19 protein-coding genes are annotated in these 22,408 nt (G+C 52.9%); 8 read left to right on the top strand and 11 right to left on the bottom strand.

All coding sequences use genetic code 11. From position 1 onward, the window contains the following. Positions 1-97: 97 nt before the first annotated feature. From yidC to SPK40_RS20270, 7 genes are all read right to left on the bottom strand, one after another. Positions 98-1,741, bottom strand: coding sequence for a membrane protein insertase YidC (yidC, locus tag SPK40_RS20240; protein WP_248144730.1), 1,644 nt, complete (start codon positions 1,739-1,741; stop codon positions 98-100). A 2-nt stretch (positions 1,742-1,743) separates the two neighbouring features. After that, positions 1,744-2,001 carry a membrane protein insertion efficiency factor YidD gene (gene yidD / locus SPK40_RS20245; protein ID WP_248144729.1) on the bottom strand — a complete coding sequence of 86 codons (258 nt, stop codon included), beginning with the start codon at positions 1,999-2,001 and terminating at the stop codon, positions 1,744-1,746. Then, the gene (gene rnpA / locus SPK40_RS20250; RefSeq protein ID WP_248144728.1) at positions 1,968-2,324 is read right to left on the bottom strand and encodes a ribonuclease P protein component; all 357 of its coding nucleotides are present in this window, start codon (positions 2,322-2,324) and stop codon (positions 1,968-1,970) included. Before rnpA ends, yidD begins: the two co-directional genes overlap by 34 nt. 14 nt (positions 2,325-2,338) lie before the next feature. Further along, complete coding sequence (gene rpmH / locus SPK40_RS20255; RefSeq protein WP_081669218.1) at positions 2,339-2,473, bottom strand: 50S ribosomal protein L34; 135 nt, start codon at positions 2,471-2,473, stop codon at positions 2,339-2,341. A 223-nt stretch (positions 2,474-2,696) separates the two neighbouring features. Continuing rightward, positions 2,697-3,434, bottom strand: a complete 738-nt coding sequence (locus tag SPK40_RS20260; RefSeq protein WP_248144727.1) for an amino acid ABC transporter ATP-binding protein — start codon at positions 3,432-3,434, stop codon at positions 2,697-2,699. Continuing rightward, positions 3,431-4,102, bottom strand: coding sequence for an amino acid ABC transporter permease (locus tag SPK40_RS20265; protein WP_330961690.1), 672 nt, complete (start codon positions 4,100-4,102; stop codon positions 3,431-3,433). The genes SPK40_RS20260 and SPK40_RS20265 overlap by 4 nt, the downstream gene beginning before the upstream one ends. Positions 4,103-4,224: 122 nt before the next feature. Then, positions 4,225-4,980 carry an amino acid ABC transporter substrate-binding protein gene (locus SPK40_RS20270; protein WP_248144725.1) on the bottom strand — a complete coding sequence of 252 codons (756 nt, stop codon included), beginning with the start codon at positions 4,978-4,980 and terminating at the stop codon, positions 4,225-4,227. A gap of 349 nt (positions 4,981-5,329) precedes the next feature. Here SPK40_RS20270 and dnaA point away from each other — a divergent pair, with 349 nt between their 5' ends. The 4 genes from dnaA to gyrB are packed head-to-tail and all read left to right on the top strand — an operon-like array spanning position 5,330 to position 11,339. Then, entirely contained in the window at positions 5,330-6,724 is a 1,395-nt protein-coding gene (gene dnaA / locus SPK40_RS20275; RefSeq protein WP_248144724.1) for a chromosomal replication initiator protein DnaA, read from the top strand. A gap of 1 nt (position 6,725) precedes the next feature. Then, positions 6,726-7,826, top strand: coding sequence for a DNA polymerase III subunit beta (dnaN, locus tag SPK40_RS20280; protein WP_330961691.1), 1,101 nt, complete (start codon positions 6,726-6,728; stop codon positions 7,824-7,826). Positions 7,827-7,828: 2 nt separating this feature from the next. Further along, positions 7,829-8,908, top strand: coding sequence for a DNA replication/repair protein RecF (gene recF / locus SPK40_RS20285; RefSeq protein WP_330961692.1), 1,080 nt, complete (start codon positions 7,829-7,831; stop codon positions 8,906-8,908). Positions 8,909-8,927: 19 nt separating this feature from the next. Further along, entirely contained in the window at positions 8,928-11,339 is a 2,412-nt protein-coding gene (gene gyrB, locus SPK40_RS20290; RefSeq protein WP_330961693.1) for a DNA topoisomerase (ATP-hydrolyzing) subunit B, read from the top strand. 111 nt (positions 11,340-11,450) lie between these two features. Here gyrB and SPK40_RS20295 read toward each other — a convergent pair whose 3' ends face one another. After that, positions 11,451-13,115, bottom strand: coding sequence for an acyl-CoA dehydrogenase family protein (locus SPK40_RS20295; RefSeq protein WP_330961694.1), 1,665 nt, complete (start codon positions 13,113-13,115; stop codon positions 11,451-11,453). Positions 13,116-13,310: 195 nt separating this feature from the next. Here SPK40_RS20295 and SPK40_RS20300 point away from each other — a divergent pair, with 195 nt between their 5' ends. From SPK40_RS20300 to SPK40_RS20310, 3 genes are all read left to right on the top strand, one after another. Further along, entirely contained in the window at positions 13,311-14,336 is a 1,026-nt protein-coding gene (locus tag SPK40_RS20300) for an AraC family transcriptional regulator (RefSeq protein ID WP_330961695.1), read from the top strand. A gap of 220 nt (positions 14,337-14,556) precedes the next feature. After that, a complete protein-coding gene (ibpA, locus tag SPK40_RS20305) occupies positions 14,557-15,024 on the top strand; it encodes a small heat shock chaperone IbpA (protein WP_330961696.1) in 468 nt (155 codons plus the stop codon). A gap of 230 nt (positions 15,025-15,254) precedes the next feature. Continuing rightward, positions 15,255-15,845: a GNAT family N-acetyltransferase gene (locus SPK40_RS20310; protein ID WP_330961697.1), complete on the top strand. Its 591-nt coding sequence runs from the start codon at positions 15,255-15,257 to the stop codon at positions 15,843-15,845. A 102-nt stretch (positions 15,846-15,947) separates the two neighbouring features. Here SPK40_RS20310 and SPK40_RS20315 read toward each other — a convergent pair whose 3' ends face one another. After that, on the bottom strand, positions 15,948-17,198 hold the full coding sequence (locus SPK40_RS20315) for a valine--pyruvate transaminase (protein WP_330961698.1): 1,251 nt from the start codon (positions 17,196-17,198) through the stop codon (positions 15,948-15,950). A gap of 436 nt (positions 17,199-17,634) precedes the next feature. Here SPK40_RS20315 and SPK40_RS20320 point away from each other — a divergent pair, with 436 nt between their 5' ends. Further along, on the top strand, positions 17,635-18,912 hold the full coding sequence (locus tag SPK40_RS20320; RefSeq protein WP_330961699.1) for a DUF1835 domain-containing protein: 1,278 nt from the start codon (positions 17,635-17,637) through the stop codon (positions 18,910-18,912). A gap of 299 nt (positions 18,913-19,211) precedes the next feature. On the opposite strand, the gene glyS is transcribed toward SPK40_RS20320, so the two are convergent. Beyond that, entirely contained in the window at positions 19,212-21,284 is a 2,073-nt protein-coding gene (gene glyS, locus SPK40_RS20325) for a glycine--tRNA ligase subunit beta (protein WP_330961700.1), read from the bottom strand. A 9-nt stretch (positions 21,285-21,293) separates the two neighbouring features. After that, positions 21,294-22,205, bottom strand: a complete 912-nt coding sequence (glyQ, locus tag SPK40_RS20330; protein ID WP_330961701.1) for a glycine--tRNA ligase subunit alpha — start codon at positions 22,203-22,205, stop codon at positions 21,294-21,296. Between the last annotated feature and the right edge of the window lie 203 nt (positions 22,206-22,408).

Genomic DNA, 22,408 nt, shown 5'->3' on the forward strand with positions numbered 1-22,408 from the left:
TGTTTACAGGATAGCCAACTCCGGGAGCCGGCGATGGCGCAGGAAACAAAAAGGCGGCCATTTCCGGCCGCCTTGTCATCTTCTTGTGAGATCAGGCTTACTTGCTGTGCAGGCCTTTCTTCTCCAGTTGCTTGAAGATGATGGACTGCTGAGTCAGCGTCACGATGTTCGACACCAGCCAGTACAGGACCAGACCGGATGGGAAGAACAGGAAGAAACCGGTGAACAGCACAGGCATGAAAGTCATGATCTTCTGCTGCATCGGGTCGGTCACTGTGCTTGGGCTCATCTTCTGGATCAGGAACATGGTCACACCCATCAGAATCGGCAGTACATAGTACGGGTCTTGTGCCGACAGGTCGTGGATCCAGCCGAAGAAAGGTGCGTGACGCAGTTCGACCGATTCCATCAGAGCCCAGTACAGAGCAATGAAAATCGGCATCTGCAGCAGCAGCGGCAGACAGCCACCCAGCGGGTTCACTTTCTCTTTCTTGTACAGCTCCATCATTTCCTGGCTCATGCGCTGACGGTCATCGCCGAAACGCTCACGCATTGCCTGCAGTTTTGGCTGCAGCATGCGCATCTTCGCCATGGAGGTATACTGCGCTTTGGTAAACGGATACAGGCCGCCACGCACAATGATCGTCAGGATGATGATCGCGATACCCCAGTTCCCGACAAAGCTTTGGATCCAGGACAGGAACTTATGCAGCGGGCTGGCGATGAACCACAGCCAGCCGTAGTCAGCGGTCAGGTTCAGGTTGTCGGCCGTTGCTTCCATCTTGTCCTGCAGTTTCGGACCTACCCACAGTTTTGCTGAGGTGGTCAGGCCGCTGCCTGGTGCTACGATTTCAGTTGGCATACGCACGCCAATGTAGCCCTGGCCCTGGCTGGTACGGGAGAACAGGTTATGGCTTGGTGTTTGCACACTCTTATCTGCAGGGACGGCAATCGGTGTTGGAATCCAGGCAGAGACGAAGTAGTGCTGCATCATCGCAGCCCAGCCTTGATACATGGACAGGTTCAGGTTCTTGTCTGCCATGTCGTCAAAGCTGTACTTTTTGTACTTCTCATCGTCAGCAGAGTAGGCGCCGCCACGGTAGGTCGGCATGGTCAGGCTGCCGCCGTCATCCATCAGAGTCTGTTTCAGCTGGGCGTACATTTGTACAGTGGCCGGCTTTTCAGACTTGTTGTTGATGGTATAAGACACTTCCAGCGCATAGCTGTCACGGTGCAGCGTGAACGTCTTGATATATTCAATGCCGTCTTTGCTGTAAGTCAGCGGAACGCGCAATTCATCCTGGCCATCGGCCAGTACGTAATCTTTGGCTTCTGCGTTCAGCTGGGCACGGCCGGCAGTTGAGTCGATGCCATTGGCACCAATCAGGCCGGACTGAGCAATAAACTGATGTGCGGGCTCGTTTTTCAGCAGCACGAACGGATCGCTGGAATCCAGCTCATTGTCGTAAGCCAGCAGTTTGGCTTCAATAATATCACCACCCAGGGTATCAACAGTCAGATCCAGCACATCGGTGCGGATGTGGATCAGCTTGTCGGAACTGCTTGGCCCCGGAATCGTCGCGCTGTCACCGGAATGTGACGGCACATCGCCCTGGGTCGTCGCGCTTTGCGCAGCTGTCTGGTTCTGAGGTTGCGGGCTGTTGTCTGCATTCCACTGCTGGAACAGCAGGAAAGACACAAACAGCAGGGCAATTAACAGAATATTGCGTTGGGAATCCATCGTTAATGTTCTCTGTCGTTATCCTGGGTTGGCGGAACGGGGTCATAGCCACCGTTGTTCAAAGGGTGACATCTTAATAGACGTTTCGCCGCGAACCAACAACCTTTTATTGCTCCATGGGTTTTTACCGCTTCGATCGCGTATTGAGAGCAGGTGGGGGTGAAACGACAACGTGGCCCGATCAGCGGGCTGATTGCCAGTTGGTAAAAGCGGACTAGTCCGACGACTAGCCACGCGATGGGCGAGACAGGCGATGCCATAGCTTATCCAGCAGTTTACACAGGTCGGCGTTGCTCATTTCACTGGCACTTTTTTTGGCGATCACGACAAAATCTTTCGCAGGCAGATCGTGTTGCTTGAGACGGAAACGTTCCCGAACCAGGCGTTTAAAGCGATTGCGGCCGACTGCGGTTTTGATTTGTTTTTTAGGGACTGCCAGACCGAGCCGTGGTTGGTTCAGGTCGTTATTGCGGGCCAGAATGGTTAAGTGAGGGGAGCCAGCACTGTGAGCTTGCTGGAAGACATGTTTATAATCTTCGGGAGTTAACAGACGTAACTCCCGAGAAAAAGCGAACTTATTCAAAATAATCGCAATGATTACTTAGACAGACGCTTACGGCCTTTGGCGCGACGTGCATTGATTACAGCGCGACCGTTCTTAGTTGCCATGCGAGCACGGAAGCCGTGAGTACGCTTGCGCTTTAGAACTGAAGGTTGAAAAGTGCGTTTCATGGTTTTACCTTAAAATTACTGATCAGTTTTAAGTTTTTGTGTTTCCGGTTACCCGGCAGGGCTCAAAAAGAAACCCATTACGTCCACAAAGAGGCGGAATTGTAATCACTGACCCGCTTCGAGTCAATCATTCCCCTCTTTCCGGCGATGGTTTTTGCGCCGTTTTCGTCCGAGAAACCCGGGCGCTGAATTATACGTTTTGTTTTGCTGAGTGCAAGGATCCTTAGCGGATCCCCACCTGACGCAGGAATTTTTGCAACCGCGGATCTTTGGCGTTGCTGAAGATCTCCTGCGGAGATCCCTGTTCCACGAACTCGCCGTCGGCCATAAAGATCACCCGATCGGCCACTTCGCGGGCAAACTGCATTTCATGCGTGACCACCAGCATGGTCTGGTTGCGGGTTGCCAGCATTTTCATCAGGTTCAGCACTTCACCGACCCATTCCGGATCCAGTGCAGACGTCGGCTCATCAAACAGCAGCAGTTCGGCTTCCAGCGCCATCGCGCGGCCGATACCGACCCGCTGTTGCTGACCGCCGGACAGGGCGGCCGGGTAGCTGTCGCCTTTGTCGCCCAGCCCGATATCGTCGAGGATTTGCTGGGCTCTGTCGTAGGCGGCTTGCTTTTTCCACCCTTTCACGGTGATCAGGCCCTCGGCAATGTTCTGACGGGCCGTCATATGGGCAAACAGGGCGTAGTTCTGAAAGACGAAGCCGGTTTTGCGCCGAATTGACAGGATCTCTTTGGGAGTGGCCACCGGTGTATCCACGTGGATCTTGTCAATGGTCAGATGGCCGCTGTTCGCGGTTTCCAGGAAATTAATGCAGCGCAGCAGGGTGGACTTGCCGGTGCCGGACGGGCCGATGATCACCACAATCTCACCCTGGTCAATCTGAAGGTCAATACCGGAGAAAATGGTATTGTCACCGAAGCGTTTGCTGAAGTTATGCAGCTGAATCATCGTACATACGCCCTGTTAAGTTTCACTTCCGCCCAGTTCTGAATCCGGGTCAGTACCACCACAATGCCCCAGTAAATCAGGGCGACGGCCAGGAAGGCTTCGAAGAACTTGAAGCTGGAAGACGCTTCCATCTGCGCTTTGGCCATGATTTCGGCCACACCCAGGGTAAACGCCAGTGAGGTGGATTTGATCATGTCGATAAAGTAGTTCATCAGGGACGGCAGCGCGACGCGAGTCGCCTGCGGCAGGATGATGCGGCGCATGGCCTGCATTTCCGTCATCCCGATCGACAGACTGGCTTCACGCTGGCTGTTGTCGACGCCGATAATGGCAGCCCGGATACTTTCGGCCATGTAGGCGGCAAAGTGCAGACTCAGGCCGATGACGGCGGCACTGAAGGCGTCCAGCCCGACCAGAGCCGGAAAGACCTGAGGCAGGCCGTAGTACAGCAGAAAGAGCTGAACCAGCAGCGGGGTGCCGCGGAAGAAGCTGATGTAAACCTGGCTGATCTGATCCAGCACCGGTAGACGGTAAACCCGCACCAAAGCCAGCGTTACCGCGATCACCAGTGCAAAGACCAGTCCCCAGACCGCCATGCCCATGGTTGTGCCCAGGTATTTGAGCAGAATCGGCATGAGCGACAGCATGTAATCAAAATCGAAGCCCATATGGATGCGTGTTCCGTGGAGTTAAAGAATAAAAGTGACAAGACCCACCACAAGGGTGAGTCTTGATATTACTTATTAGTATAAGGATGGTGACCTGAAATGACAGGATTCATTCCGGCCCATTAGCGGGTAATGTCAGCATCGAACCATTTTTGTGAGATTTCGGTCAGTGTGCCGTCTTCGCGCATGGCGTTCAGGGCTTTGTTGACCTCATCACGCAGCTTCTGGCCTCTGTCGTTGTTCAGGAACGGCCAGGCATTCTCAATGCGCTCAAAGGTCGAGCCGGCCAGTTGCAGCGGCAGACCAGCTTTTTTGATCAGCTCAACAGAAGACAGGCGATCCATCACGAAGGCGTCGGTACGGCCCAGCGCAACGTCGTGCTCGATGCCGGTTTCATAGGTTTTGATGTTGATCTGCTCTGCATTGTCCAGGCCACGCAGCAGCTGCTCGTAGTTGGAGCCCAGGTTCACGCCGACGGTTTTACCGCTCAGATCGTCCGTGCCTTGAATGCTGTCGTTTCCTTTACGGACCACCAGCTGCGCGCCGTCAATCACATAAGGGTCGCTGAACAGGTATTTGGCTTTACGTTCGTCGGTGATGGTGATCTGGTTCGAGATGGTATCGATGCGGCCGGTTTCCAGCAGGCCGAACAGCCCGGAGAAGTTCGCCGTCACGAATTCCACTTTATAATCATTACGTTTACCGATTTCATTCCAGACATCGACCTCGAAACCCTGCAGCTGGTCCTGTTTCACGAAAGTGAACGGGAAGTAGCGGCCAGACATGCCAACTTTCACGTCGGTAGCGGCAAATGCTGTCTGGCTGACGGTCAGGCCCAGAGCCAGTGCGGTAAAGGAAGCTTTTACCCAGTTTTTCATCTGTCTACTCCTAAGATGATGTTGTTTTTGTAGGGCGGTTTTTATCATCCTACTTGTCAATAAGAACAATACTTAAATAACCAAAAGTTATTTCTAATAACTATAGAGTCAGTTTTTTGGGGCGTTGAGAAAAGATTGTGCCGTCCATCCCCAGGATCCTGCACAATGTGTAAACAACTGTGGGTAAGGGTAGGCTAAACTGTGGTGATCTGAGCCATCATTGTGGGATCCGTGTGAATAACTTAGATCTTATTCACTGGATCTGGGATCTCTTTGCTGGAGATCCGCGGCCAGCAGGTATAAAATTGCGTCCCTTTTCGTTTTTTGGTTATTCAGTGTGGAGTCGAACTTGTCATCTTCGCTTTGGCTGCAGTGCCTTCAACGCCTTCAGGAAGAACTCCCTGCCACGGAATTCAGCATGTGGGTTCGTCCGCTACAGGCCGAGTTAAACGACAACACCTTGACCTTGTTCGCCCCTAACCGTTTTGTACTGGACTGGGTGCGGGACAAGTACCTCAACAGTATCAATCGTCTGCTGAATGAATTCTGCGGGGCGGATGCCCCGATGCTGCGATTTGAAGTCGGGAGTAAGCCGGTGACAGTGCCGCCTCCCCAACCCACCGCTGCCGTGGCCGCGGTGGCTGCAGACGACAGAATCGATCCGCCGTCACCGACCTGGGAACCGGCACCTTCTCCGGTGCAGCCGGAGTCTGCCAAAGGCTACCGCTCGAATGTGAATCCGAAGCACAACTTCAACAACTTCGTTGAAGGTAAGTCGAACCAGCTGGGTCTGGCGGCTTGTCGTCAGGTTGCGGATAACCCGGGCGCTGCTTACAACCCGCTCTTCTTATACGGCGGAACGGGTCTGGGTAAAACGCACTTGCTGCATGCGGTGGGCAATGCGATTGCAGACCGTAAGCCGAACGCCAAAGTGGTGTACATGCACTCCGAGCGGTTTGTGCAGGACATGGTTAAAGCGCTCCAGAACAACGCGATTGAAGAGTTCAAACGCTACTACCGCAGTGTCGATGCGCTGCTGATCGATGATATTCAGTTTTTTGCCAATAAAGAGCGTTCACAGGAAGAGTTCTTCCATACTTTCAATGCGCTGCTGGAAGGCAACCAGCAAATTATTCTGACCTCCGACCGCTACCCGAGGGAAATCAGCGGGGTGGAAGACCGCCTCAAATCCCGGTTTGGCTGGGGTCTGACGGTTGCGATTGAACCGCCCGAACTTGAAACCCGGGTGGCGATCCTGATGAAAAAAGCCGAGGACCACCATATTCGTCTGGCTGACGAAGTGGCCTTCTTTATTGCCAAGCGTCTGCGCTCGAATGTGCGGGAGCTGGAAGGGGCGCTGAACCGGGTGATTGCCAACGCGAACTTTACCGGTCGGGCGATCACCATCGACTTTGTCCGCGAAGCGCTGCGAGATCTGCTGGCGCTGCAGGAAAAGCTGGTGACGATTGATAACATTCAGAAGACCGTGGCTGAGTACTACAAAATCAAGATGGCGGATATGCTGTCCAAGCGCCGGTCACGTTCCGTTGCCCGTCCGCGCCAGATGGCGATGGCACTGGCCAAGGAGCTGACCAACCACAGTCTGCCGGAAATCGGCGATGCTTTTGGTGGCCGCGACCATACTACAGTGCTGCACGCCTGCCGGAAAATTGAGCAGCTGCGTGAAGAAAGCCACGATATTAAAGAAGATTACTCCAACCTGATCAGGACACTGTCGTCGTAATATGAAATTTACCGTTGAACGTGAACATCTCATTAAACCGCTGCAACAGGTCAACGGGGCACTGGGCGGCCGTCCGTCGCTGCCGATTCTCGGTAACCTGCTGCTGAAGGTTGAAGCCGGCAGCCTGTCCCTGACGGCCACCGATCTGGAAGTGGAGCTGGTGGCGAAACTGGCGCTGGATGGTGAGTGGGAACCCGGTGCAGTGACCGTGCCGGCCCGGAAGTTTCTGGATATCTGCCGCGGCCTGCCTGACAGCGCTCAGCTGAAGATTGAGCTGCAGGGCGACCGGCTGCTGCTGCGTTCCGGCCGGAGCCGTTACTCACTGACCACCTTGCCGGCCAATGATTTCCCGAATATTGAAGACTGGCAGAGTGAAGTGGAACTGCATCTGGCTCAGGGTCAGGTCCGTCAGCTGATCGAAAGTACCCAGTTCTCAATGGCTCATCAGGATGTCCGTTACTATCTGAACGGCATGCTGCTGGAAACCGACGGGAAACAGCTGCGCTCCGTGGCGACCGACGGTCACCGGATGGCGGTGTGCACCGTCGATACCGAAGGCGAGCTGCCAGGTAAACAGATCATCCTGCCGCGTAAAGGGGTGATGGAGCTCGTGCGTTTGCTCGACAGTCCGGATGCTGAAGTCGTGCTTCAGATCGGTGAGTCGAACCTGCGTGCCGTGGTCAACAATTTCATTTTCACTTCCAAGCTGGTGGATGGCCGTTTTCCGGACTATCGCCGGGTATTGCCGCAAAACAGCAGCAAGATCCTGCAGGCGGGCTGTGATGAACTGCGTCAGGCGTTTTCGCGGGCGGCCATTTTGTCGAACGAGAAATTCCGCGGCGTACGGGTGAATCTGGCGGACAACGAAATGCGCATCACCGCCAACAACCCGGAACAGGAAGAAGCGGAAGAAGTGCTGGATGTGAATTACCAGGGCGGCGAACTGGAGATTGGCTTCAACGTCAGTTATATCCTGGATGTACTCAATACCCTGAAGTGCGATCAGGTCCGGATTTCGATGTCCGATGCCACCGCCAGTACGCTGATTGAAGATGTGGCGGACAGTGACGCCCTGTACGTGGTGATGCCAATCCGGCTGTAACCATGGCGCTGACGCGATTTATTGTCAAAGACTTCCGAAATCTGGAAGCCTGTGATCTCACCTTGTCTGATGGCTTTAACTTTCTGGTCGGTGCCAATGGCAGCGGTAAAACCAGTTTGCTGGAAGCCATTTATTTCCTAGGCCACGGCCGTTCCTTTCGCAGCCACCTGACCAGCCGGATTATCCGTCATGGTCAGGATGAGCTGGTATTACACGGCCGGGTACAGACGGAAAGTGATCTGGAGCGGCCGCTGGGCATCCAGAAGCAGCGCGACGGGACGACACAGGTTAAAATAGCTGGCCAGACAGGCCAGAAAGTTGCACAACTGGCACAGATTCTGCCACTGCAATTGATCACGCCGGAAGGGTTCGAACTGATGGTTGGCGGGCCGAAATTCCGCCGTGCCTTCATCGACTGGGGCGTGTTCCACGTGGAACCCCGTTTTTATCAGGCCTGGAGCCGGGTAAAACGGCTGACCAAACAGCGGAATGCGCTGCTGAAAACCGCACGCAGCTACCGCGAACTCAGCTACTGGGATCAGGAACTGGCGCAGCTGGCCGAAATGATTGACGGCTGGCGCAGTGACTATGTGACGGCGCTGCGGGCGCAGACTTCGGCTTTTTGTGCCGACTTTCTGCCGGAATATGAGATTCAGCTCGGATACTACCGCGGCTGGGAAAAATCGACCCCTTACGGAGAACTTCTGGCAGCCAGCTTTGAGCGTGATGTGCAGCTGGGGTATACCGTCAGCGGACCGCACAAAGCCGATCTCCGGCTGAAGGTGGCGGCAATGCCGGTCGATGATGTGCTGTCCCGGGGGCAGCTGAAGCTGCTGATGTGTGCCCTCAGGCTGGCACAGGGTCAGCAGTTACGACAGGCCACAGGCAAACAATGTCTTTACCTGATCGATGATTTTGCTTCCGAGCTCGACAGTGGCAAGCGGGCTTTGCTGGCCAAAGGATTACGCGATACGCAGGCTCAGGTGGTCATCAGTGCCATCAGCGAGGAACAGCTGGGCGACATGAAGGACGAAAAGGGCAAGATGTTTCATGTCGAACAGGGTAAAATAACCGCAGGATAAATAAAGCGAGAGTAACTCAATGTCCAACAATTACGATTCATCAAGTATCAAGGTATTAAAGGGTCTTGATGCGGTACGTAAGCGTCCGGGGATGTACATCGGCGATACGGATGACGGTACAGGTTTGCACCACATGGTTTTTGAGGTCGTCGATAACTCTATCGATGAAGCTCTTGCTGGTCACTGTGAAGATATCGTGGTGACGATCCACGAAGATGGTTCGGTTTCAGTCAGCGATGACGGTCGGGGGATCCCGACAGACATGCACCCGGAAGAAGGGGTGTCTGCGGCGGAAGTGATCATGACCGTCCTGCATGCCGGCGGTAAGTTTGACGATAACTCCTACAAAGTTTCCGGGGGTCTGCACGGCGTGGGTGTTTCTGTGGTCAACGCCCTGTCTGACAAACTGGAGCTGACAATTCATCGCCACGGCCATGTTCACCAGCAGGTTTACCATCTGGGTGAACCTCAGGCACCACTGGGTGTGATTGGTGATTCGGATCGGACCGGTACCCGGATCCGTTTCTGGCCGAGTGACACCATTTTTACTGACACCACCTTCCATTATGAGATTCTGGCCAAGCGACTGCGCGAACTGTCGTTCCTGAACTCAGGTGTGTCAATTAAGCTGATTGATGAGCGCGACAACAAGCAGGACCACTTCATGTATGAAGGCGGGATCCGCGCGTTCGTTGAGCACCTGAACCGGAACAAAACCCCAATCCATCCGAAAGCGTTTCACTTTGCGTTTGAACGCGAAGACGGAATTTCCGTTGAAGTGGCGATGCAGTGGAACGACAGCTTCCAGGAAAACATTTACTGTTTTACCAACAACATTCCGCAGCGCGATGGCGGTACGCACCTGGCTGGTTTCCGTGCGGCACTGACCCGGACCCTGAATAATTTCATGGATGCGGAAGGCTATTCCAAGAAAGCTAAAGTTGCGACGTCGGGCGATGATGCCCGTGAAGGTCTGACAGCTGTGGTTTCCGTGAAGGTACCGGATCCGAAATTTTCCAGCCAGACCAAAGACAAGCTGGTTTCCAGTGAAGTGAAACCTGCCGTTGAGTCGGCGATGGGCGAGAAGCTGAGTGAGTTCCTGCTGGAAAACCCGAGCGACGCCAAGATTGTCTGTACCAAAATCATTGATGCATCCCGTGCCCGTGAAGCGGCCCGTCGTGCCCGTGAAATGACTCGCCGTAAAGGCGCGCTGGATCTGGCAGGTCTGCCGGGCAAGCTGGCGGACTGTCAGGAAAAAGACCCGGCACTGTCTGAACTCTACATTGTGGAGGGTGACTCGGCCGGTGGTTCCGCCAAGCAAGGCCGAAACCGTAAGAATCAGGCTATCCTGCCGCTGAAAGGTAAGATCCTGAACGTTGAGAAAGCCCGTTTCGACAAAATGCTGTCGTCTCAGGAAGTCGCGACGCTGATCACTGCGATGGGTTGCGGGATTGGCCGTGATGAATACAACCCGGATAAACTGCGCTATCACAGCATCATCATCATGACCGATGCCGACGTCGATGGTTCGCACATCCGTACGCTGCTGCTGACGTTCTTCTACCGTCAGATGCCGGAGCTGATAGAGCGTGGTCATATCTATATTGCTCAGCCGCCTCTGTACAAAGTGAAGAAAGGCAAACAGGAGCAGTACATCAAAGATGATGAGGACATGAACCAGTTCCAGATTGCGCTGGCGCTGGAAAATGCCTCACTGTTTACCAGTGACAGCACCCCGGCGATTACCGGTCTGGCGCTGGAAAACCTGGTGAAGCAGTACAATGGTGTCGTGAAACTGATCGAGCGGATGAGCCGTCGTTATCCGACGCTGCTGCTGAACGAGCTGACTTACCAGCCGCGTCTGGGCGAAGCGCAACTGTCTGATCAGGCACAAGTGGAAGCCTGGGCGAAAGGTGTGGTCGATGCACTGAATGCCAAGCAATCCGGTGAGAGTCATTACGGTTACGAGCTGTTCCAGGACAGCGAGCATGATGCCTGGTTGCCGAAGATTGTTGTGCGCACCCATGGTGTCGATTACCAGTATCCGCTGAGCTACGATCTGCTGCACTCGAAAGAGTACGCGAAGCTGGCGGATCTGTCGGAAGCCTTGTGTGATTTGCTGGAAGAATCTGCGTATATCCAGCGTGGTGAGCGAAAGCAGCCGGTATCCAGCTTCAAGGAAGCACTGGATTGGCTGATCAAAGAATCGACCCGTGGTCTGAGCCGCCAGCGTTATAAAGGACTGGGTGAGATGAACCCGGATCAGCTGTGGGAAACCACCATGGATCCGGAATCACGCCGGATGATGCAGGTTACAATTAATGATGCGGTGGCAGCGGATGAGCTGTTTACCACCCTGATGGGTGATCATGTAGAACCACGTCGTCAGTTCATTGAAGAAAATGCTCTGAACGCAAATCTGGATGTGTAAATTTTTCCGGTAACGGAACACCAAACGCCGCTCATTGAGCGGCGTTTTTTTATCGCTTCTGTTAAGGGCGCTGGCGCAGTGATTGCGTCATACTCTGGTTTGGCCGAGGTGTCAGAGTTTGACCAATGCACGTTCGACAATGAATTTTGCATCGACAGCCGGGGGCAACGTCCCGAACTGGTGAGATGGTTGATTGGAAAGACGTGCCAGTGCAAAGGCTTCGGCAATCTGTGGTTCGCCATAGGTGAGGAGGGTGGCGGCCTGCCAGATCACAGCGAGTTGCTCCATTAGTATTCTTGCCCGCACTTCAATATCCTGCGGGTCGGTGAACTCAGCCTTCAGTGCGGCCAGTTTTTGATCATAAAACGGGTGCCTTCCTTTAGCTTTTTCGAATTCACTAAATAATGTGTTGAAGGTTTCCGGCTCACGATGCAGGACGCGCAGCAGGTCGAGACACTGCACATTGCCTGAACCCTCCCAGATCGAGTTGACTGGCGCTTCCCGGTACAGGCGGCTGGCAATATTCTCTTCGACGTAACCCACACCGCCAATACATTCCATTGCCTCAGCCGTCTGCTGAATGGCGCGTTTACAGATCCAGTATTTTCCGATGGCCGTTGCACTGCGGATCAGCGCCGCTTGCTGGTGGTCTTCGTGATGATCCAGTGCATGAGCGATTCGCATCGTAATGGCCAGTGCGGCTTCGGCTTCCAGCGCCAGATCGGCCAGCACATTGATCATCAGCGGCTGGTCATGGAGATTTTTGCCGAAAACGCTGCGCCCCGACGTATGCCAGATGGCTTCTTTTACCGCTTGGGCCATCAGGGCACTGGAACCAATCATGCAGTCATAGCGGGTCAGGGCGACCATGTCGATGATGGTGCGGATCCCCCGGCCTTCTTCGCCCAGGAGCCAGCCGTGGGCACCATAAAATTCAATCTCAGAACTGGCATTGGAGCGGTTGCCCAGTTTGTTTTTCAGACGCTGAATATGGATTGGATTTTTGCTGCCGTCTTCCCGCCAGCGGGGAACCAGAAAACAAGAGAGTTGCTCGCCGGTTTTGGCCAGCACCAGGAACGCATCGCACATCGGTGCCGAGCAGAACCATTTATGGCCAAGCAGGCTGTACAGCTGGCCCGGTCCGGCTTCCTCGATGGGGACGGCGATCGTGCTGTTGGCCCGGACATCGGAGCCCCCTTGTTTTTCTGTCATGGCCATGCCGATGGTGACCCCGTCTTTTTCGAAGTAGGGTTTGTTGCTGCCATCGTATTTGGCCGCGAAAATTTTCGGAAGCCACTTGTCGGCGACATCGGGCTGGTGTCTGAGGGCAGGCACAGCGGCAAACGTCATGGTCAGCGGGCAACCTGAGCCGGGATCGGCCTGATTGTGAAGAAATGCCATCGCCGCACGGGCAACATGGGCGCCGGGTTGTGGTCGGGTCCATGGCAGACTGGTGTGCCCGGCTTTGACGGCATGCGCCATCAGCTGATGATAGGCCGGATGGTAGTCGACTTGATCGATACGTTCACCAAAGCGGTTGTGAGACTGAAACTCTGGCAGATGTCGATTGGCGAGGAAACCTGCTTCCAGAAGTTCATGGCCAATATGCTGGCCAAAGTCTGACAGCAGGTCATTGGCCCACTGGCCGGAGAACTGGGTGACCCAGTAGTTCAGCACAGCATCAGTTTCAAAGGCATTGTAGTTCTCCAGCGGTGCAGGCTGGTTGCAGACAACATGGGTGTCCAGATTGAATGGTGCGGTCGGCTTATCAGTCATGGTTTTCTCCCTTGTGTCATGATTGCGGCCGTTAATTGTGATGCCGGGCAGTTACATTGCATTAACAACAGACTTTAACTGGCTTAAGATATTTTTCTATCGCTGCCCATGCCAATTTGTTGTTCAATCGCGCAAAGCAGCTGCCAGAGAACGGAACCGGGCGTGAGCCCCAACAGTTAGGTGGAGTGGGCATCAATGGAAGGCTATTACTCAACGCTCAGCAGCTGGATGATCCCCATGACCCGGGCGATGCAGCATCAGGGACTGGATATTGAAAAGGCACTGTCGGCGTGCGAGCTCGATCTCCGCCAGTTGCAACATCAGGACGTCCGGGTGCCAATCCGAAAGTTATCTGCATTGATTGATTACTGTAATCAGCACTTTCCGGCACAGGATTTTACCGTTCAGATGGCCCGTTTTTTCCATCCTGGCGTATTTCATATTCTGGGGTATGCCATGATGTCGGCTGATACGCTGGAAGATGCACTGTTACAGCTGGTGGAATATAACAGTGTGGTGTGCGATATCAGTGACCTGCGCCTGGTTGAAACCGATGATTTGCTGATACTTGATGTCAGTCTGCGGACTGCGGGGGAAGATCCGCAATGGTTATTACGGCCGCAAGAGCTGGAGGCGTTTCTCGCGATGGTGGTAAGTTTTGCGCGGGATGTTGTGGCCGCTGAATACAGACCGGCTTCTGTAGCGTTTCAGAATTTGTCGCCGTCGCAAGGGGCAGGGTATCTCAATGAATTCTTCCGTTGTCCGGTTTTGTTTGATCAACCACGGAACCATCTTGCTTTCGACAAGCGGAGTGCCAGACAGAAACTGCTCACCGGGAATGCCGTTATCCGGCAGGGGCACGAAAAAATTCTCAATGAGTTCCTGGCGCGCATTGATCGCCATGACCTGATTCATCAGGTGAAATGTAAAATTCTCGAGCGCTTGTCGTTGGGTACTCCGGCTCAGCGTGATGTGGCTGAAGCGCTGGGGATGAGTTTGCGTAATTTGCAGCGGAAACTCAGCGAACTGGGTACCTGTTATAAAACCCTCCTGGAAAACAGCCGAAAGCGTCTGGCTTTGCATTATGTGCAGCGTCAGGATCTGGCATTGGGTGAGATTAGCTATCTGGTTGGCTTTGCCAGCGAATCGAATTTCCATCGCGCATTCAAGCGCTGGACCGGCCAGTCCCCCGGACAATACCGACGGAGTCTTCAAGGGTAGGAGTGATGATCCGGAGTATTCGGAATCACAAGCCTTATGGAAAGTTTTGGAGACGCTGAAATTTTTTTTGTTGTCCCCTTGATTGTTATTTTTCCGGCCTTATATCTATCTGTGAAGCAGGAGGTGCCATAAGCATGGGCCTTCAATGGTTTGTCCAAGAGGAAAACCCGCTTCAGTTTTTTTCACCGTAATAGTATTGCTTCACAGAAGGATAATGATTATGCGTACCTTAGATTTTTCTCCCCTGTATCGTTCTGCCATTGGTTTTGACCGTCTGTTCAATCAGATGGAACAGAATCTGAATAACAGTAATGGCGGATATCCTCCGTACAACATTGAACAGCAAGATGAAAATCATTACCGCATTACAATGGCGGTTGCTGGTTTTGCCGAAGAGCAGATGGAAATCAGTCAGCATCAGAATCGATTGATTGTGACAGGAAAGCGTGCAGATGCCAGTGCAGATGAAAAGCGTCATTACCTGTATCAGGGCATTGCTGAGCGAGATTTCGAACGTAAGTTCCAGCTGGCCGATCATGTGAAAGTGATTGGTGCTGCCATGGAAAATGGACTGCTGCATATTGAACTGGAGCGTGAAGTTCCGGAAGAAGAGAAACCGCGCAAGATTGCAATTAATGGACAGCGCCTGATTGGCAGTGATGAGACTGTGGTCAGCGACAACATTTAAGTGTTGTTTCAGTGTGTATGGAAGGTCAGCCTTAGGGCTGGCCTTTTTTATTGGCGCTGAACAGGGATATTCAAATGAAATGTTTCACGTGAAACATCAAGATGGAACAGGACATCACGTTGTGTTGTGCGCTTGGTTGGTTTCACGTGAAACACTGCGGCTGAGTTTGTGGCTATAGAGACTAATCTTGCAGGGGTAATTGGGGATTTCACGGATAGGAAAACATCATCATGGATAGCAAGACACAGCCAGCGCAAAAGACGGCCAGAACACGAATCGACTTATCGTCGGATCACGTGTGTTTCAGCAGATGTCGCCAGAGGGGAATTGTCTTCAGTGAAGCGGATGAACAACATGAAGCATTCATCTTTGCTCTGAAGAAAGCGGCTGAGCGGAATGCTGTGACACGTGTATTTGGTTGGGATGACGACTTGCAGTACAGATTGCATCAGGCGGAGTGGCAAGCCTGCAAACCCAATTTAATGCTGTTCGAAGGAAAAGCGATCGGCAGTGTGCTGCTGGAAAGTATCGCAGTCGTTTCTGAGGACGGTAAAACTGGTGAACGTTTTCTGCATTTCAGCCGTTTCTTTTTGATGCCTGAATGGCAGGGAAGTGGGATTGGCAGTGCGGTCCTGGCCGGTATCACAACGCTGGCCGATCGATTCAAGCTGGACTGTCATCTTCAGTACTTGCAAGGGAATCCGGTCGAGGCACTATATCATCGCTTTGGTTTTAGGATACTTGCTCAGGACAGCCAGTTTGTCACCATGACTCGTCCGCCAGTGGGCGCCAGTGAAAGTTTTGCAGCCTTGAAAATATGATGGGCTTGAGGTTTCAGAAATAGGGCACTGTCAAAACCAAATAAAAAACAGGGCGGAGATTGGCCCTGTTTTCGTCTGAACGTTTAGCCGCGCTGGATCTGTTTAAGCTTCTTGGTAAGCCTTTGCAACTTCTTCGGCAATGATGCGAATGCCTCGTTGCATCTTTTCATCTTCCTGAACATAGTTCATGCGCAGACATTCGTGGCCATGGCTCCAGTCTTCTTCCAGTCCGATAAAGAAGTACTCTCCGGGGACGATTAAGACTCCGCGGGCTTTCAAGCGTGAGTAGAGTTCCATGGTTGTTATCGGCAAATCTTTCAGCCACAGCCACAGGAACATGGCACCTTCAGGTTTATGGACCCGGAAGCGTGGATCCGGGATCGCTTCCTGCAGCCATTTTACCGCTTGCTGAGATTTGGCCTGATAGAAAGGTTTGATGACGTCTTCACTCAGTCGTAATAAGTCTCCGCGTTCAATCATCTTATTGGCAATCGCCGGACCGACACTCCCTGGCGCCAGGCTGAGGACACCATTCATATTGGCAAGCGCTGTGGTAATTTCTTCACTGGCGATGACAATGCCGCAACGCACGCCCGGCAAACCGAGTTTCGACAGGCTCATACACAGAATCGTGTTGTGGTTCCAGAAAGGAGTCACGTCTTCAAAGATGATATCCGGGAAGGGCATACCATACGCATTGTCGATGATCAGTGGAATGCCATGTTGCTGGGCCAGCTGATCCAGATGGCGGATTTCTTCGTCTGTCAGCACATTCCCGGTTGGGTTGGTTGGTCGGGAAGCGCAAATTGCACCGACGTTGTCATCGACTTTCAGCGCTTTAAAGTCGACGTTGTATTTGAACAGTCCGTTATCGAGCAGGGTGATCTCCGGTTTATAGGAGATAAACATATCCGGGCTGACGCCGGCATCGGCATAACCGATGTACTCAGGGGCAAGCGGCAACAGGATTTTTTTGTGGCTGCCATCCGGGAAATCTCCGGCAAGCAGATTGAACAGACTGAAGAAAGCACTCTGGCTCCCGTTGGTCAGACTGATATTTCGGCTGCTGATTTCCCAGCCGTAACGTTCACGAAGCAGGTCGGCAAGGGCATTGATAAAAGTATTCTTGCCTTGCGGGCCATCGTAGTTTGTCATGGCTGCCGCCAGCTCGCCACTTTCGTTCAGGTGATGGTTGAGCTGGGTAAAATAGTCTACCATCGCCGGAATTTGAGCCGGATTACCACCGCCTAACATAATGGCGTCCGGGTTGCGCAGGCCATCATTCAAATCGTCCATTAATTGGGTAATGCCTGAGTAGCGGGCAAACTTGTTACCGAATGTAGAAAACTCCATCTTGCTTCGACCTCAGCGTGTGTCTTGTTTGTGATTATTTATTGTGGGTGAGTCAAACAACATACATCAATGATACGAACAGTGAAAGTGACTTTACCGACCCAAAATTCACGATGTCTTTCGGTTAGGTTTCACGTGAAACACCGAAGAAACCATCCCTGTTACCTCTAAGTTTAGATGAAGCACACTGTCTTGATTGCAGTGGCATTTGATGTTTCTCGGTTGCATCGCAAACTTTCGGGCAGGGTGTTCAGGACCTTGAATTTCCCTTGTGTTCTCTGGATCCTGGTGTAACCTTGTGATGCGTTGCCCGCGCCACCTGCTCGCGGAAAGGATTCAATCCAGGGTTAACAAAATTGCTGCCTTTGCAGCGGACAAGATTTTTTACCTTCTCTTCTGTCTGGCGGGCGCAGGAATCATTGAGAATGGTGAAATGATGCCTCTACAAAATTCTTTCTCGCTTAATCTGAGCGTTCTCAAATCTCAGGCCAAGCAACGACTTAAAACTATCCGTCAAGGCAATGCCGAAGCGCTTCTTTCGATTCAGCGCCATCATCCCAAACCGCATTTACTCAGCTCCGAGACAATTCGTCTGTCTGATGTCCAACTCGGGATGGCGAGGGAATTTGGCCTTTCCAGTTGGAGCCGCCTCAAGCTGCATGTGGAATCGCTCGGAGAGCACAGACAATTGATTGAGCGGGGGAGTGAACCGCTGGATCGTGAAATGTGTACCCTTCATGTACGGTGTGGTCATGATATTCAACACAAACTCAGGGGTGCTGGTTTTGCCGGGGATTTCCTGCCATTTATCGATCCGTATTGTATCGGTCCATTAACCTCAAGCTCTGAATTTGAGATGCGGCGTGCTGACTTTATTCAACGTACGTTATTGAGTGAGAGTTTTGAGACCCGATCTGTTGAGCAGTTGATGGCTGAGACACAGTCGAAGCTGGAGCAGATCCGCAACGAGCATTATCAGCGTTTGGTCTTCTGGGTTGAACATGACAATTATGATCAGCTCATGCTGGTCCGGTTGTTGGCATTTTTGGCCGATTTACCGTCTTCAACACGACGTCAGATTGAACTGATAGAAGTTGATCGCTTTCCGGGGCGAGAGCGGTTTATTGGTCTCGGACAGCTTCCAGCGGAAGGGCTGCGGTTACTCTGGCAACAACGCCAGAATCTCAGCCTGGCCAAGTTGCATCAGACGCGTCAGATCTGGCAGGCGTTCTGTGCGTCGACGCCGCAGCCACTCGTGGCTTTGTTGCACGCTGCTCAGCTAGCCAGATTTCCGAATCTCAAGAACGTCATCATCAGACATTTGCAGGAGTTACCGCGCTGTGGTTCGGGTTTGAGTCTGACACAAACACTGGCGCTCGATGTCTTGCAGCAGGCTGACAAGCCACTGGCTTTTCCGGATTTGTTTTCAGCTTATCAGGCAATGGAACCGTTGCCGTTTTTGGGTGACCTGATGTTCTGGGCATTGATCAAACCGCTGACTTTGGGAACCGCTCCGTTGATGATTATTGAACCTGATGAAAAATCAGAAAGCTGGTTCAATCAAAGGCATCAGGGCCGTCGCTGTCTGGCACAACAGGTGAGAGCTGAGTTACCTGTGAGTTGGGTTGGCGGAATGGTGATTCGACCTGAACAATGCTGGTGCTGGGATCATCAGTCGCTGAATTCACTGCGTTTTATCGATGGCAGAAAGTAAGCTGGTTCAGACTGGTTTGTGTTTCACGTGGAACAATACCGTTGCGATGTCCATCTGTTGTTGCGGTTATTATTAGCGTGCTGGATGAATTCGGTCTGGTTGTCGTCAGTTGCAAATGTCCTGGTTCGTCATTTGCTGCAGAGTGCAGGGTAAGAGCCTGAAGGACAGGATTAGATGGGCAAGAATGTTTCACGTGAAACATCGGATGCTCCACTGAATGTGACGGAACTTCAGTTCGAAAAAAGCCCGCGAGTGCGGGCTTTTAATTTCATGCTTGTTTCTCTGAAAACAAACTGCGTTTAGTTTTGCAGCAGAGAGATATCTGCAACTTTCAGGAACTCATTACGCAGTTGGTTCAGCATGGTCAGACGGTTCACTTTCAGTGCTTCGTCATCGGCCATGACCATCACGTTATCAAAGAAAGCATCCACAGTTTCACGCAGGGTTGCCAGCTCAGACAGGGCTTGCTGGTAGTCACCAGCTGCAAAAACAGGTGCCAGCTTCGCAGTCACGGACTCAACATCGTTCGCCAGTGCTTTTTCGGCGTCTTCGACCAGCAGGCTGCTGTCAATAGAGGCAGACAGCTGACCATCAAACTTCGCCAGAATGTTACCGACACGTTTGTTAGCTGCAGCCAGAGATTCAGCTGCATCCAGCGAACGGAAATGACTGACAGCTTTCACGCGTTTGTCGAAGTCAGAGGGTGAGGTCGGGCGACGTGCCAGCACGGCCTGAATCACATCGACTGTGTGGCCTTCGTCCTGATACCAGGCGCGGAAACGGCCGAGCATGAAATCAATCACGTCAGCTTCAACATCGTGGTTTGTCAGCTTGTGACCAAACAGTTCTTTGGCTTTGCGGATCAGGTCAACCAGATCCAGCTGATATCCTTTCTCGACCATGATGCGCAGGGCACCCAGTGCTGCACGGCGAAGTGCGAACGGGTCGTTGGCACCTTTCGGATGCTGACCAATACCGAAGATACCGACCAGGGTATCCATTTTATCAGCCAGTGCGACTGCCGCCGCAACGTCAGAACCTGGCAGCTCATCGCCGGCAAAGCGCGGCATGTACTGCTCGTTCAGGGCAACGGCAACATCTTCATGTTCGCCATCCAGACGTGCGTAGTGCATGCCCATGACACCCTGTGTATCGGTAAACTCGAAAACCATTGAGGTCATCAGGTCACACTTCGACAGCAGGCCAGCGCGCTCTGCGTGTTCAACGTTGGCACCAATCTGCTGGGCAATGTAGCCAGACATGGAAGTGATGCGATCGGTTTTGTCACGCAGCGTGCCCAGTTGTTTCTGGAACAGAACGCTGTCCAGCTCGTGCAGACGGTCAACCAGCGGACGCTTACGGTCGGTGTTGAAGAAGAACTCGGCGTCGGCCAGGCGAGGGCGGACCACCTTCTCGTTCCCTTCGATAATATGGCGCGGTTCTTTCGATTCGATGTTGGAAACGAAGATGAACTTCGGCAGCAGGTTGCCGTTCGCGTCATAGACCGGGAAGTATTTCTGGTCACCTTTCATGGTGTAAACCAAGGCTTCAGCCGGAACATTGAGGAATTCTTCCTCGAACGATGCGGTCAGCACTACCGGCCACTCAACCAGCGAGGTGACTTCTTCAACCAGCTCGTCTTCCAGATCGGCGATACCGCCAACAGCAATGGCTGCTTCTTTGGCACCGGCAATGATATGCGCTTTACGGGTTTCGTAATCTGCAATGACCTTGCCGCGTTCTTCCAGAATAGCCGGGTACTGATCGGCATGCTCGATGCTGAATTCTGGCTCACCCATGAAGCGGTGACCACGAACTGTGCGCGCAGATTCCACACCCAGAATGGTGCCTGGGATCAGCTCGTCGTTCAGCAGCATAACCAGGGTTTTCACCGGACGGATAAACTGAGTTTCTTTATCGCCCCAGCGCATTGGTTTCGGAATCGGCAGTTTTGCCAGTGCAGCTGCAGCCAGCTCACATAGCAGTTCGGTTGCCGGCTTGCCTTTGACGGCTTCTTTGAACAGCAGCCATTCACCTTTGTCGGTTTTCAGACGTTCAGCCTGATCAACGGTAATGCCGTTCCCGCGTGCCCAGCCTTCAGCAGCTTTGGTTGGGTTTCCGTCTGCGTCGAACGCAACGCTCACGGCCGGTCCGCGTTTCTCTACGACTTTGTCGGCCTGACCTTCAGCCAGCGCCGTCACCTTCAGTGCCAGACGGCGGGGAGCCGCAAACCATTCAATGTTCCCGAAGGCCAGTTCCGCTGCATTCAGTTCGGCAGCAAAGTTATCGGCGAACGCTTCCGCCAGCGTACGCAGAGCTTTTGGTGGCAGCTCTTCGGTACCCAGTTCAATCAGAAAATTCTTGTCAGCCATGCGGGATCCTTACTTGTCTTTTTTACACATCGGGAAGCCCAGCGCTTCACGAGAGGCATAGTAGGCTTCAGCGACCTGCTTGGTCAGGTTGCGAATACGCAGGATGTAGCGCTGACGCTCCGTCACAGAGATTGCCTTACGGGCATCCAGCAGGTTGAAGGCATGGCCGGCTTTCAGGATACGCTCATAGGCTGGCAGTGGCAGGGGCTGTTTTAACTCCAGCAGGGTTTTACATTCTTTTTCACACTGGTCAAAGAAAGTAAACAGGAAGTCGACATCGGCGTATTCAAAGTTGTAGGTCGACTGTTCCACTTCGTTCTGATGGAAGATGTCGCCGTAGGTGACTTTACCCAGCGGGCCGTCAGTCCAGACCAGATCATATACAGAATCAACGCCCTGGATGTACATGGCCAGACGCTCAATACCGTAAGTGATTTCACCGGTCACCGGTTTACATTCCAGACCGCCCACTTGCTGGAAATAAGTGAACTGAGTCACTTCCATGCCGTTCAGCCAGACTTCCCAGCCCAGGCCCCAGGCACCCAGCGTTGGGTTTTCCCAGTTGTCTTCTACAAAGCGAATGTCGTGAACCTGCGTATCAACGCCCAGGGCTTCCAGAGAACCCAGATACAGTTCCTGAATGTTGTCCGGTGATGGCTTGATGATGACCTGGAACTGGTAGTAGTGCTGCAGACGGTTCGGGTTTTCCCCGTAACGACCGTCAGTCGGGCGGCGTGATGGCTGCACGTAGGCAGCAGCGATTGGCTCTGGTCCCAGAGCACGCAGGCAGGTCATTGGGTGCGAGGTTCCGGCGCCCACTTCCATATCCAGCGGCTGCACGATAGTACAACCTTGCTTGCCCCAGTATTCCTGAAGCGTCAGGATCATGCCCTGAAAGGTCTTAATGTCGTATTTTTGCATTGTCAGCTTCACGAGATCCGTTGATATAAGTAGAAAAGATAACAATCCAGTATACCTTGGCTGGCTTTGCGGGAGTAGGGGCCGCGCACGTTTTTTGCTCATAATGACAGCTTGTGTAAATTTTTGTCATCAGACTTCCGCCATAAGCAGAAACAGGGTAAAAAATTGACAGATTTTTGATATCCGATGGACACTCTTGTCTA

Source organism: Photobacterium sp. 53610 (assembly GCF_036409375.1).
In the GTDB taxonomy this organism is placed as follows: domain Bacteria; phylum Pseudomonadota; class Gammaproteobacteria; order Enterobacterales; family Vibrionaceae; genus Photobacterium.